Below are 13,602 nucleotides of genomic sequence, written 5' to 3' on the forward strand. Positions count from 1 at the left end.
GCCGGACGGGCGGGAAGTGACGCCTGTGGAGGCCCGCGTAAGACCGATCTCCCTGGAGACCGGCAAGGGCCCGTGAAGCAGGAACCCGTGGTGGTGCCGCGTAGCGGTGCGGACCGGAATCTCCAGCCTGCGGGGTTGGCGAGGGCGTCAATGTCTGGCGCGTTTCCCCCGGAACTCGGGGGACCGTCAGCATCCGTCAAAGGAAAGGGAGAGCGGCTACTCGTGGGGTCCCATCGCTGCCGTCCACCGTCCGGGTTCGACCGGGGCGTCAGTGCCACGGGCATCGCCGGCATCGCCGTGACCGTGATGTCCGTCGCGGCCGCCGCCCTCGGGGCCGTACCGGCCGCCGCAGCACCGAAGGACGACACCCGGGCCGAGGTGGACCGCCTGTACATCCAGGCGGAGAAGGCAACCGAGGCGTTCAACAAGGCCGATGAACGCGCAGACGCCCTGCGTAAGGAGGTGAGCACGGCACAGGACCGCATCGCCCGGCAGCAGGAGCGCATCAACACCATGCGGGACGCGCTCGGTTCGCTCGCCGGGGCCCAGTACCGCGCGGGCGGCCTCGATCCCTCCCTGGCGCTGCTCTTCTCCGACGACCCCGCGGAGTACCTCGAAAAGGCCGCCGCGCTCGACCGGATCAACGCCCACCAGGCGGGCGAACTCACGGACCTCCAGCTCGCCATGCGCGACCTCGCCCAGGAGCGCGACGAGGCGACCGCCAAGCTCGCCGAGCTGGAGAAGAGCACCAGGGCCGTCGCCCTGCACAAGCGGACCGTCGAACAGAAACTGGCCAAGGCGCGCCGACTGCTCAACTCGCTGCCGTCCGCCGAGCGCGCCGCCTACGACCGGGCCTCCCGTACCGAACGCTCCGACGTGCCCGAACTCGGCGGTGCCACTCCTGCCTCGGGGCGCGCCGCCGCCGCCCTCGCCGCGGCCCGCTCCGCACTCGGCCGCCCCTATGTGTGGGGTGCCAACGGGCCCGGCGGATTCGACTGTTCGGGCCTCATGCAGTGGTCGTACCGGCAGGCGGGCATCGGTCTGCCACGCACCTCCCAGGAGCAGCGGTACGCCGGACGGCACGTGTCGCTCTCCCAGGCCCAGCCCGGCGACCTCATCACCTACCGCTCCGACGCGAGCCATGTCGCGATGTACGTGGGCAACGGCCAGGTGATCCACGCGCCCTATCCGGGTGCGCCGGTGCGCTACGACCCGGTGGGCATGATGCCCATCTCGTCCGTGACACGGGTCTGACCCCCGCGCCCGGGCGCCGTACGATCGGGAACGTGGCTGGTCGAAGGCGTGCGTCGCGGGCGGGGTGCTCTCTGGTGCTGCTGCTCGCCGTGCTGGCGGGCTGCGGCGGCGGGCCGTCCCCGGACACCGCGTCCGCCGATGTGCAGCGGGTCCTCGACCGGCGGGCCGCCGCGGTCCTGGACCACGACGAGTCGGCGTACCGGGCCACCGGGGAACCGTCCGGTTCGACCACGGAGTTCACCCGGCTGCGCGCCGTCCCGCTGGCCGCCTGGTCGTACCGCCTGACGGACCTGCGCCACTCCGGCGACCGCGCCACCGCGGACGCCCAGCTGCGCTACCGCATCGAGGGCTACGACAAGGCGCCCGTCACGGCGGCCCGCACCCTGATCCTGGTGCGCGACGGCGGGACCTGGCGGGTCTCCTCCGACGTGCCCGCCAAGCGCGCCAGCCAGCAGCTGTGGGAGCAGGGGGCGGTGACGGTCGTACGGGGCGCGCACAGCCTCGTCCTGGGGGTCGGGCAGTCCGGTGAGCGCCTGCGCGCGTACGCCGGCCTCGCGGACCACGCCGTGCCCGCCGTGACGGGGGCCTGGGGCGCGGACTGGTCGGGGCATGTCGTCGTCCTCGTACCGAAGTCGCTGGAGGGCATGGCGGGGCTGCTCGGGGCGCCCGCGTCCGGGTACCGGGGCATCGCGGCGGTCACCACCGGAGAGGCGGGGGGCACGGCAGGCGCGCCCGCGGACCGGATCATCGTCAATCCCGACGCGTACGGCCTCCTCGGCGACTTCGGCAAACAGGTCGTGCTCACCCATGAGACGACGCACGTGGCCACCCGCGCCCACACCACCGCCGCCACGCCCTTGTGGCTCTCCGAGGGCTTCGCGGACTGGGTCGGCTACCGCGGCAGCGGCCGTACGGCGACGCAGGCGGCGCCGGAGCTGGAGCGGGCCGTGCTGGACGGGCACGTACCGGCCGCGCTGCCGGACGACAAGGACTTCGGGTTCACCGGGGACGCGGCACGGCTGGCGCGGGCGTACGAGGGCGGCTGGATGGCCTGCCGGCTGATCGCCGACCACTGGGGCGAGGTCCGGCTGAACGAGTTCTACCGGGCTGTCGGCGACCACAAGAAGCGGGCGGGGGCCGTCGAGGGCGCGCTGCGGGACGTGCTGCACACGACGCCGGAGGCGTTCACGCAGCAGTGGCGCGCGTACCTGAAGGCGCAGCTCGGCTGAATCAGCGCCCCGTGGTGTCCCGTTGGGCGACGGACTCGGGCCGGCCACTCCCGCCGCGCCTCGCCGGGCGCCCGGCTCGCCGTCAGGAGGAGGTCAGGGGCTCCTTGGTGCGGGTGGCCTGAGCGGGCAGGGCCGGAGCCGGGTCGGACACCGTGGCCCGCCACAGTTCGAGGGCGGCGAGCAGGGCCGCGATCACCAGCAGACCGTTGCGCAGGAAGAGCAGGGTGATGCCCAGCCGGTCGCTGCCCACGACGTGCGAGAACCAGATCGGGAACTCCAGGACGGTCACCAGGCACGCGGCCAGCACCAGACCGACCGGCACGGTCATCCGGCTGCGCCGGAAGCACAGGCAGACCGCGCCGATCCCGACCAGCCACACCATGTACTGGGGGCTGATGACGCGGCTCGTGGCCGTGAACATCAGCACCGCCACGAACGCGGCGTCGGCGAGCGTGTGCGGCCGGAAGCGCTGGGCGCGCAGCCGCCACAGCAGCAGCCAGGCGAAGGCGATCGCGGTGAGCGCCAGGGCCAGCCTGCTCACCACGTCGACGTACGGGCCCAGGAACTCCACCGAGCCGTAGTTGAGCAGCACCTGACCGTCCCAGCCGAAGTGCCGGCCCACATGGAAGACGAGGGAGCCCAGCGACTCCACCTCGGTGCCCCGGTCGCGCTGGAAGGTCAGGAAGGAGAAGGCGCCGGGCATCGACAGCCCGAACAGCACCGCGATCCCGCCGGCGGTGACCGCCGCCGCGGCCCACGCACGCCGCTTCACGGCCCCCAGGAGCAGGAGCGCCGGCCACACCTTCACCAGCGCCCCGAAGCCCACCAGAGCGCCCATCACCCGCGGATGGCGGGCTCCCGCGAGGAGCGCCGCGACCGCCAGGGCCGTGACCATCACGTCGTAGCGTGCGTAGACGGTCGGTCCGAGCAGCGGGACGCCGATCACCCACACCCACGCGCCGCGCAGCGTCTTGCCGGGGCGCCGGCCGGCGTAGTGGAGCAGCGCGTACACCACCAGGTCGGCGACGAAGGCCAGCAGGAAGAAGGCGTGCGCGTAGTCGAGGAAGGGCAGCAGGCCGGGGGAGAGGATGGCGAGCGCGGCGGCCGGCGGGTACTGCCAGGTCACGTCGTCGAGCGGGAAGGTGCCGGTGCGCAGGACCTCGTACCAGCCCTGGTAGATCACCGAGACGTCACTCGTGACGTCCGGGCCCGGGAAGACGAACACCTTGAAGACGAAGAGCAGAAGCATGAGCCTGGTCAGGCCCCAGGTTCCCAGCAACGCGTACGGAAACCTTTCCCCCCGTGTGCCCTTCATGCTCACCTGGCCCTCGTTCGTCGGCTGTCTGTGCGGTCGTGCGGTCGTGCGGTGGAGACGCAGTGCGGTTGTGCGGAAGCATGATGACGCGCCGGGCTGTGCGAGGCCCATGAAGCACGGCCGTACGCGGCTGTGACCACCGACGGAATACAGCTTCGCCGCTGTGGACCGCTCGCGTGGGGATTCGAAGGTTTCGGTAGTGTCGAACGCGATGCACAAGACCCTGATCGTGACCAACGACTTCCCGCCCCGCCCCGGCGGCATCCAGGCGTTCCTGCACAACATGGCGCTACGACTCGATCCCGAGCGGTTCGTAGTCTACGCATCCACGTGGAAGCGGAGCCCGGAGGGCATCGAGGCGACGGCCGCCTTCGACGCCGAGCAGCCCTTCACCGTCGTCCGGGACCGTACGACGATGCTGCTGCCCACACCGGGCGCCACCCGGCGCGCCGTCGGGCTGCTGCGCGAGCACGGCTGTACGTCGGTGTGGTTCGGGGCGGCGGCCCCGCTCGGCCTGATGGCGCCCGCGCTGCGCAGGGCGGGCGCCGAGCGACTGGTGGCCACCACGCACGGCCACGAGGCGGGCTGGGCCCAGCTGCCCGCCGCACGGCAGCTGCTGCGCCGTATCGGCGAGTCCACCGACACGATCACCTACCTCGGTGAGTACACGCGCTCGCGTATCGCGTCCGCGCTGACGCCCGAGGCCGCCTCCCGTATGGTCCAGCTGCCTCCGGGGGTCGACGAGGAGACCTTCCACCCCGGCTCGGGCGGCGACGTGGTCCGTGCCCGCCTCGGCCTCACCGACCGCCCGGTGGTGGTCTGTGTCTCCCGCCTGGTCCCGCGCAAGGGCCAGGACACGCTGATCCTCGCCATGCCCCGCATCCTCGCCAAGGAGCCGGAGGCGGTGCTGCTGATCGTCGGCGGCGGGCCGTACGAGCAGGACCTGCGCAAGCTGGCGTACGACACCGGGGTCGCCGACGCGGTCCGCTTCACCGGTGCGGTGCCCTGGTCGGAGCTGCCGGCCCACTACGGCGCGGGCGACGTCTTCGCGATGCCCTGCCGCACCCGCCGGGGCGGCCTCGACGTCGAGGGCCTGGGCATCGTCTACCTGGAGGCCTCCGCGACGGGCCTGCCGGTCGTCGCGGGCGACTCGGGCGGCGCCCCCGACGCGGTCCTCGACGGCGAGACGGGCTGGGTGGTCCGAGGTGATCTTCCGGACGACTCCGCCGACCGCATCATCACCCTCCTCGGCGACCCCGAACTCCGCCGCCACATGGGCGAACGGGGAAGGCGCTGGGTGGAGGAGAAATGGCGCTGGGACCTGCTGGCGGAGGGCTTGAAAGAGTTGCTCTAGGCGCGCGACCGGCCACAAACCACCCGTACTCTCCCCGCTCAGCGCGGCGCCCCCTGAAAACCCGGCAAAAAGCCTAGGCGGAAGCAAATAATCCGCCGATGCTGCGCACATGACAGAAAAACTGACTCATCATCAGATGAGTAACCGTCAGCTGACAAACCGTCACCTGACCAGACGCCAGATCCTGGGCATGGTCGCCCTCCAGACGGCCGCCGCCGCCGGTCTCACCCGCGTAGGCCTCCAGTCCGCCCACGCCGCGGAGCCCGCCGCGGTCGACACCGCGCCCGCCATCGTCATCGGATCGGGCTACGGCGCCGCCGTGGCCGCCCTCCGCCTCGGCCAGGCCGGCATCCGCACCCTCGTCATAGAGATGGGCAAGCTCTGGAACACCGCCGGCTCCGACGGCAAGGTGTTCTGCTCCACCAGCGCCCCCGACGAGCGCTCGATGTGGTTCCGCACCCGCACCGAGGCCCCGCTCGCCACCTTCCTCTGGCTGGACGTCGTCAACAAGGACATCGGCCTCTACCCCGGAGTCCTGGACCGGGTCCACTACGACAACATGTCGGTCTACGTCGGCCGAGGCGTCGGCGGTGGCTCGCTGGTCAACGGCGGAATGGCCGTCACGCCCCTCCAGACGTACTTCTCCGAGCAGTTCCCCACGGTCGACGCCGCCGAGATGTACAACACCTACTTCCCGCGCGCCCGCACCATGCTCGGCGTCAACACGGTCGACCCCACCTGGTTCGAGTCCACGGAGTGGTACCAGTTCACCCGCACCTCCCGTAAGGCCGCCGCCAACACCGGCCTGAAGACCACCTTCGTCCCCAACGTCTACGACTTCGCCTACATGCAGCGCGAGGCCGCCGGCACCGCCACCAAGTCCGCACTCGCGGCCGAGGTCATCTACGGCAACAACTACGGCAAGAAGAGCCTCGACAAGACCTACCTCGCGGCGGCGCTCGGCACCGGCAACGTCACCATCCACACCCTGGAGAAGGTCCGGGCGATCAGCCGGGCCACGGACGGCACGTACACCCTGACCGCCGATCGGATCGACACCACCGGCGCGGTCGTGGAGACCAAGCAGTACAGCTGCACGTACCTCTTCCTGGGCGGCGGCAGCCTCGGCACCACCGAACTCCTCGTCCGGGCCCGGGAGACGGGCACCCTGCCCGCCCTGGACGCGAGCGTCGGCACCGGCTGGGGCACCAACGGCAATGTGATGACCGGCCGCGCGAACCACATCTGGGACACCGTCGGCGCCAACCAGGCGACCATGCCCGTCATGGGCATCGACGACTGGGCCAACACGGCCAATCCCGTCTTCGCCGAAATCGCCCCGATACCCACGGGGTTGGAGACCTGGATCAGCCTCTACCTCGCGATCACCAAGAACCCGGAGCGCGCGTCCTTCACGTACGACGCGGCGACGGACTCCGCCAAGCTCGGCTGGACCGCGGCGCAGAGCGCGGTCTCCGTCAGCATGGCCAAGAAGCTCTTCGACCGGATCAACTCGGCCAACGCGACGATCTACCGCTACGACCTCTTCGGCAACAACAAGACCTTCGCCGACGACTTCTGCTACCACCCGCTGGGCGGCTGCGTGCTGGGCAAGGCCACGGACAGCTACGGCCGCGTGAAGGGCTACCCGCACCTGTACATCACCGACGGCTCGCTCGTGCCGGGCTCGATCGGGGTGAACCCGTTCCTCACGATCACCGCGCTCGCCGAACGCGGAATGGCGCGGATCCTCGCCGAGGACACCGCGCCATGAGAACCGCCGGGTCGGGCCGTCAGCCCCGGTAGATGGCCTCGATCTCGTCCGCGTAGTCCTTCGCCACCACGTTGCGCTTGAGCTTCAGGGACGGCGTGAGGTGGCCCGACTCCTCCGTGAACTGGGAGGACAGAATGCGGAACTTCCGCACCGATTCCGCCTTCGACACCGCGGCGTTGCCGTCGTCGACCGCGTCCTGGATCGCAGCGATCAGATCCGGGTCCTCGCGCAGCGACGCCGCGGTGGAACCCGCCGGCTTGCCGTGCTCCTCGGCCCAGTGGCCCAGGAACTCCTCGTCGACGGTGACCAGCGCGCCGATGAACGGGCGTCCGTCGCCGACCACCATGCACTCCGCGACCAGCGCGTGCGCGCGGATACGGTCCTCGATCACGGCCGGGGCGACGTTCTTGCCGCCCGCGGTGACGATGATCTCCTTCTTGCGGCCGGTGATACGGAGGTAGCCGTCCTCGTCGAGGGTGCCGATGTCACCCGTGTGGAACCAGCCGTCCGCGAGCGCCTCGGCGGTCGCGGCCTCGTTGTTCCAGTACTCCTTGAACAGGTGCTCGCCGTGCAGCAGCACCTCGCCGTCGTCGGCGATACGGATCACGGAGCCGGGCAGCGGCTGGCCGACCGTACCGATCTTCGTACGGTCCCAGGGGTTGAACGCGGTGGCCGCGCAGGACTCGGTCAGGCCGTAGCCCTCCAGGACCGTGAAGCCGATGCCGCGGAAGAAGTGGCCCAGGCGCTCGCCGAGCGGGGCGCCGCCGGAGATCGCGTACTCACCGCGACCGCCCAGCACCGCGCGCAGCTTGCTGTAGACGAGCTTGTCGAACGTCTTGTACTTGATCTTCAGGCCGAGCGACGGGCCGGAGGGGGTGTCCAGGGCGCGGCTGTACGCGATCGCCGTGTCCGCCGCCTTGTCGAAGATCTTGCCCTTGCCGTCCGCCTGCGCCTTGGCGCGCGCCGAGTTGTAGACCTTCTCGAAGACGCGCGGCACACCGAGGATCAGCGTCGGCCGGAACGCGGCCAGCTCGTCGGTGAGGTGCTTGATGTCCGGGACGCAGCCCAGCTTGATCGGCGCCATCATCGGCGCGACCTGCACCAGCCGTCCGAAGACGTGCGCGAGCGGCAGGAAGAGGAGGACGGAACACTCGCCCGTACGGAACAGGGGGCGCAGCCGCTCCACGATGTTGCCGCACTCCGCGAAGAAGGCGCGGTGGGTGAGGACACAGCCCTTGGGGCGGCCGGTCGTACCGCTCGTGTAGACGATGGTCGCCGGGTCGTCGGCCTTGGCGAGCGAGCTGCGCTCCTCGACGGTGGCGTCGCTGACGTCCTTGCCCGCGCGCTCCAGTTCCTCCACCCCGCCGGCCTCGATCTGCCAGACGTGCTTGAGGGCGGGCAGCCGGTCGCGCAGCGACTCCACGCAGGCCGCGTGCGTGTCCAGCTCGACGATGCAGGCGGTCGCGCCCGAGTCGCCGAGTATCCACTGCACCTGCTCGGCCGAGCTGGTCTCGTACACCGGCACGGTGATCGCGCCCGCGCTCCAGATCGCGAAGTCGAGCAGCGTCCACTCGTAGCGGGTACGGGACATCAGGGCGACCCGGTCGCCGGGCTGTACGCCCGAGGCGATCAGACCCTTGGCCGCGGACCGCACCTCGGCGAGGAAGGCGGTGGCGGTGACGTCCGTCCACGTGCCGTCGACCTTGCGGGCGATGACGGCGACGTCGGGATGCTGCGCGGCGTTTCTGCGGACGATGTCGGTCAGATTTCCGTCCGCAGGGACCTCGTACAAAGCCGGAAGGCTGAACTCGCGCAAGACTGCTGCTCCTCATAGGGCGCCGACGCCACGACGGTGTGTGATGCGACGGAGCGGGTCCAAGGCTCGGGCAGGTACCCAGGAACATCATTGTTGAAATCCTGAGTACGACTGGACTGCCCGGACGTTACCCACCGGTACGGCTGTTTCGATAGGGGGTCCCGGCGAGATGTTCCCTGCGTCACACGGGTTGGCTCGCCACACCGGCTGGCGTTCCTTCACGCACAGTAGTCCACGCCCTTCTTGCCATGCCAGTAACCGCAGGTCCGACCGCCTCTATTCACGTTTGCCCCACACGCCTACGCTTGATCGTCATGGCACCCACACCAGGCGGTAACCGCAGGACGCGTATTCATGTGGTCAGCGACGTGCACGGCAACGCACGTGACCTGACCCGGGCCGGCGAAGGCGCCGACGCCCTGCTCTGCCTCGGTGACCTGGTGCTCTTCCTCGACTACGCCGACCACTCGCGCGGCATCTTCCCCGACCTCTTCGGCGCCGAGAACGCCGACCGGCTGGTCGAGCTGCGCACCGCCCGCCGCTTCGCCGAGGCACGGGAGTTCGGACGGCAGCTGCGGGCCGAGGTGGGGATGGACTATCCCGTGGCCGTCGAGAAGGCGGTGCGCAAGCAGTACGCCGAGCTGTTCGCCGCGTTCCCGACGCCGACGTACGCGACCTACGGCAATGTCGACATGCCGCCGCTGTGGGGGGAGTACGCCGGACCCGGTACGACGGTGCTCGACGGTGAGCGGGTGGAGATCGGCGGCCGGGTCTTCGGCTTCGTAGGCGGGGGCCTGCGCACCCCCATGCGGACGCCCTACGAGATCGACGACGAGGAGTACGCGGCGAAGATCGAGGCGGTCGGCGAGGTCGACGTGCTGTGCACGCACATCCCGCCGGACGTACCGGAGCTGGTCTACGACACGGTGGCGCGCCGCTTCGAACGCGGGTCCGGTGCCCTCCTGGACGCGATCCGCCGCACCCGCCCCCGTTACTCCCTCTTCGGCCACGTCCACCAGCCACTCGCGCGCCGGATGCGCATCGGGGCGACCGAGTGCGTGAACGTCGGCCATTTCGCCGCGTCGGGCCGCCCGTGGGTCCTGGAGTGGTGAACGCCAGGTGGGGTGGCGATGGGTCGGCGGGCGCGCGGTAGCCTTCACGCTGCACACACGTGCGCACCACCCTCCCTCACCGGACCGCATCTGGAGGAGCCACGGCGATGGCGGAACACACCAGCTCGAGCATCACGATCGAGGCGGCACCGGCTGACGTCATGGCGGTCATCGCCGACTTCGCCCGCTACCCGGACTGGACCGGAGAGGTGAAGGAGGCGGAGGTACTCGCCACGGACGGGCAGGGCCGCGCCGAGCAGGTACGCCTCGTCATGGACGCCGGTGCGATCAAGGACGACCAGACCCTGGGCTACACCTGGACCGGCGACCACGAGGTCTCCTGGACCCTGGTCAAGTCCCAGATGCTCCGCTCCCTGGACGGCTCGTACATCCTCAAGCCCGCGGGCGCCGGCGCCACCGAGGTCACCTACCGGCTCACGGTCGACGTCAAGATCCCCATGCTGGGCATGATCAAGCGCAAGGCCGAGAAGGTCATCATCGACCGGGCGCTGGCGGGGCTGAAGAAGCGAGTGGAGTCGGGCGAGGCGAGCTGACCCCGCTCCACGGGGCGCCCCTTAAGTCGGGGCTTCGCCCCGGAGCGCGGTCCGGCCGCGGTGTCTTGGCCGCGGGCCCGTGGGGGCTGGTCGCGCAGTTCCCCGCGCCCCTGACGGGGTGCGCCCGCGTTTTCAGCCTGTCCGGCGTTTGAGGACGAGGCCGTTCAGGCCGATGCGGGGGTCCGGGGGCGGCAGCCCCCGGGGGATGGGACGGGTAGGGGCGGCGGGGGCGCTCGACGCAGGTAGCGTTCATGTAATGCGCACCATCCTGATCACCGGCCAGGGCGGCACGGGCCGTACGACGGTCGCGGCGGCCACCGCGCTGAAGTCCGCCCGCGAGGGCACCCGTACCCTCCTGCTCACCGCCGACCGCACCGACACCCTCGGCGCCGTCCTCGGCGTGTCCACCGGGGCTGCGCCCACCGACGCCGCGCCGCACCTCACCACCTGGCGCCCCGACGCGAACGCCCGCTTCCGCGAGGACCTCACCGCCTTCCAGGACCGCGCGACCACCGCGCTGGACCTGCTCGGCGCCGCCCGCCTGGACGCCGAGGAACTCACCCCCCTGCCCGGCGCCGAGGAACTCGCCCTGCTGCGCGCCCTGCGTGACGCGGCGACCTCGGACACGTACGACCTGCTGGTCGTGGACCTCCCGCCGACCCCGCAGGCACTCGCCCTCCTCGCCCTCCCGGAGGAGCTGCGCCGCTACCTGCGCCGGCTGCTCCCGCCGGAGCGTCAGGCGGCCCGCGCCCTGCGCCCCGTCCTCGGCCGTCTCGCGGGCGTCCCGATGCCCGCCGAGTGGCTGTACGAGACGGCGGCACGCTGGGACATCGAGCTGGCCGCCGTCGCGGCGGTCGTCGAGGACCGCGCCACGACCGTACGGCTGGTCGCCGAGCCCGGCCCGGCCGGCACCGACGCCGTACACGCCGCCACCACCGCCCTCGCCCTGCACGGTCTGCGCGTCGACGCGCTGGTCGCGAGCCGGGTGCTGCCCGCCGCCAGCGCGGACGCCTGGCTGGGCGCCCTCGCCGCCCAGCAGCGCAAGGCACTGGACGAGTGGCAGGAGACGTACACCGTCCACGAGGTCTTGCACCTCGGCCGCGACCCGCGTGGCACCGACGACCTCGGCGCGCTCCCCGTGCCCGGTGTCAACCGGGTGCCCACCCCGGTCGAGTGGCCGGTCCTCGACCACCTCGCCGACGACGGCGTCCTCGTATGGCACATCCCGCTGCCCGGCGCGATACGCGAGGAACTGGACCTGATCCGCCGGGGCGACGAACTCGTCATCACCGTGGGGCAGTTCCGCAGGATCGTGCCGCTGCCGTCCGCGCTGCGCCGCTGCACCGTGGCCGGCGCCGCCCTGCGGGAGGGGGAACTCAGGGTCCGTTTCGCGCCGGACCCGGATCTGTGGCCCCGCGCACGGTGAACGGCGTACCCCCGTTCGGGTACCGTCGAAAGGAAGAACCGTAGGCAGGAGTCCGCCATGAGCGAAGAGCGCCCCACATCCGACGCCGCTCAGGAGGCGAACGACGAAGCGCGCGCGAGCGACGCCGACGCCTGGGCGAAGGCGTGCGCCGAGGACCTCGCGGCGGAGAAGGCCCGCCGCCGCGCCCAGTACGGCCCGCCGCCCGGCTCCGCCGCGGAGGAGCTGCGCAAGCTGGTCGACGCGGTCGCCGACAAGCTCTCCGGACTGAACTCGCCGCTGTTCGGCGTGGTCGCCTCCGGCACCGCGCACCAGATGGTCAACCAGGTCGTACAGCAGGCCAAGGCGGCCGTCGAACCGGTCATAGAGCGCAACCCCGATGTCTTCGACCACCTCGCGGCCGCGGGCAACGAGCTGCTCGCCGCCTACCGCTCGGCCGTCGAGGCCCAGGAACGGCGCTGGACCACCCGGGAGCGTGGCCCCCGTGGCGAGGGGACCGGTCCGGGGGAGCGGATTGACTTGGACTAAAGGCCGCTCGGGTACGGTTGGCCGTAGCGGGGCTCGACCGAAACTGAGGGATTCATGGGACTCACCATCGGCGTCGATATCGGCGGCACGAAGATCGCGGCCGGTGTGGTCGACGAGGAAGGCAACATCCTCTCGACCCACAAGGTGCCGACCCCCACCACGCCGCAGGCCATTGTGGACGCCATCGCCGCCGCCGTGGAAGGTGCGCGCGCGGGTCACGACATCGTCGGCGTGGGCATCGGTGCCGCCGGATACGTGAACCGCCAGCGCTCGACCGTGTATTTCGCGCCCAACATCGACTGGCGGCAGGAGCCGCTCAAGGCCGAGGTCGAGGCGCGCGTGGGGCTGCCGGTCGTCGTGGAGAACGACGCGAACGCGGCGGCGTGGGGCGAGTACAAGTTCGGCGCGGGCAAGGGCCACCGGAACGTCATCTGCATCACGCTGGGCACCGGCCTCGGCGGCGGCATCATCATCGGCAACAAGCTGCGCCGCGGGCACTTCGGTGTGGCCGCCGAGTTCGGCCACATCCGGATGGTGCCGGACGGCCTGATGTGCGGCTGCGGCTCGCAGGGCTGCTGGGAGCAGTACGCCTCCGGGCGCGCCCTCGTCCGCTACGCCAAGCAGCGGGCCAACGCCACCCCCGAGAACGCGGAGATCCTGCTCGCGCTGGGCAACGGCTCCCCCGACGGCATCGAGGGCAAGCACATCTCGGTGGCCGCGCGCCAGGGCGACCCGGTCGCGGTGGACTCCTACCGCGAGCTGGCCCGCTGGGCCGGCGCCGGCCTCGCCGACCTGGCCTCGCTCTTCGACCCCTCCGCCTTCATCGTCGGCGGCGGCCTCTCGGACGAGGGCGAACTGGTCCTCGACCCCATCCGTAAGTCGTACAAGCGCTGGCTAGTCGGCGGCAACTGGCGCCCCGTGGCCGAGGTGATCGCCGCCCAGCTCGGCAACGAAGCCGGTCTCGTGGGCGCGGCGGACCTGGCCAGGGAGCCCGACCCGATCATGTAACCGACTTGATCACGCAGTACACACACCTCGCCCGCCGCGCCCTTCAGGGGTACGGCGGGCGAGGTCGTACCGCGCCCCTTTCGGCGGGGGGCGCGAATGGCGCCCCTCAGGGGCGCGGGGCTGTGACATCTTGCGGCTCCGCCGCGTGGGCGCGACCAGCCCCCACCAGCCCCCACCGGCCCGCAGCCGACAAAGCACCCGCAGCGTTCCGGCTCCCCCCAGCAGCGCATCCACG

11 protein-coding genes are annotated in these 13,602 nt (G+C 71.3%); 9 read left to right on the forward strand and 2 right to left on the reverse strand.

The window, feature by feature from the left end:
• Nucleotides 1-222: 222 nt before the first annotated feature.
• Together OG568_RS35625 and OG568_RS35630 are read left to right on the forward strand one after the other, a co-directional pair.
• Entirely contained in the window at nt 223-1,254 is a 1,032-nt protein-coding gene (locus OG568_RS35625) for a C40 family peptidase (RefSeq protein ID WP_329534524.1), read from the forward strand.
• A 32-nt stretch (nt 1,255-1,286) separates the two neighbouring features.
• A complete protein-coding gene (locus OG568_RS35630) occupies nt 1,287-2,483 on the forward strand; it encodes a hypothetical protein (RefSeq protein WP_329534525.1) in 1,197 nt (398 codons plus the stop codon).
• Nucleotides 2,484-2,565: 82 nt separating this feature from the next.
• On the opposite strand, the gene OG568_RS35635 is transcribed toward OG568_RS35630, so the two are convergent.
• Nucleotides 2,566-3,798 (reverse strand): glycosyltransferase family 87 protein, encoded by a 1,233-nt coding sequence (locus OG568_RS35635; RefSeq protein WP_329534526.1) that lies wholly within the window; start codon nt 3,796-3,798, stop codon nt 2,566-2,568.
• 211 nt (nt 3,799-4,009) lie between these two features.
• Between OG568_RS35635 and OG568_RS35640 the strand changes: the two genes are divergently transcribed.
• Together OG568_RS35640 and OG568_RS35645 are read left to right on the forward strand one after the other, a co-directional pair.
• Nucleotides 4,010-5,152 (forward strand): glycosyltransferase family 4 protein, encoded by a 1,143-nt coding sequence (locus tag OG568_RS35640; protein ID WP_266582100.1) that lies wholly within the window; start codon nt 4,010-4,012, stop codon nt 5,150-5,152.
• Between the two features lie 190 nt (nt 5,153-5,342).
• On the forward strand, nt 5,343-6,926 hold the full coding sequence (locus OG568_RS35645; protein WP_329536552.1) for a GMC oxidoreductase: 1,584 nt from the start codon (nt 5,343-5,345) through the stop codon (nt 6,924-6,926).
• Between the two features lie 19 nt (nt 6,927-6,945).
• On the opposite strand, the gene OG568_RS35650 is transcribed toward OG568_RS35645, so the two are convergent.
• Nucleotides 6,946-8,742, reverse strand: coding sequence for an AMP-dependent synthetase/ligase (locus OG568_RS35650; RefSeq protein ID WP_329534527.1), 1,797 nt, complete (start codon nt 8,740-8,742; stop codon nt 6,946-6,948).
• 314 nt (nt 8,743-9,056) lie between these two features.
• Here OG568_RS35650 and OG568_RS35655 point away from each other — a divergent pair, with 314 nt between their 5' ends.
• The 5 genes from OG568_RS35655 (at nt 9,057) to OG568_RS35675 (ending at nt 13,367) form a co-directional block, all read left to right on the forward strand.
• Nucleotides 9,057-9,854: a metallophosphoesterase family protein gene (locus OG568_RS35655; protein WP_266414764.1), complete on the forward strand. Its 798-nt coding sequence runs from the start codon at nt 9,057-9,059 to the stop codon at nt 9,852-9,854.
• A gap of 107 nt (nt 9,855-9,961) precedes the next feature.
• Nucleotides 9,962-10,408: an SRPBCC family protein gene (locus OG568_RS35660; RefSeq protein WP_266414766.1), complete on the forward strand. Its 447-nt coding sequence runs from the start codon at nt 9,962-9,964 to the stop codon at nt 10,406-10,408.
• A gap of 256 nt (nt 10,409-10,664) precedes the next feature.
• Nucleotides 10,665-11,834, forward strand: a complete 1,170-nt coding sequence (locus OG568_RS35665) for an ArsA family ATPase (RefSeq protein WP_329534528.1) — start codon at nt 10,665-10,667, stop codon at nt 11,832-11,834.
• A 57-nt stretch (nt 11,835-11,891) separates the two neighbouring features.
• Nucleotides 11,892-12,359 (forward strand): DUF5304 domain-containing protein, encoded by a 468-nt coding sequence (locus OG568_RS35670; RefSeq protein WP_329534529.1) that lies wholly within the window; start codon nt 11,892-11,894, stop codon nt 12,357-12,359.
• A gap of 54 nt (nt 12,360-12,413) precedes the next feature.
• Nucleotides 12,414-13,367 (forward strand): ROK family glucokinase, encoded by a 954-nt coding sequence (locus OG568_RS35675; RefSeq protein WP_266414772.1) that lies wholly within the window; start codon nt 12,414-12,416, stop codon nt 13,365-13,367.
• Nucleotides 13,368-13,602: the final 235 nt, after the last annotated feature.

The organism is Streptomyces sp. NBC_01450 (assembly GCF_036227505.1).
In the GTDB taxonomy this organism is placed as follows: Bacteria; Actinomycetota; Actinomycetes; order Streptomycetales; family Streptomycetaceae; genus Streptomyces.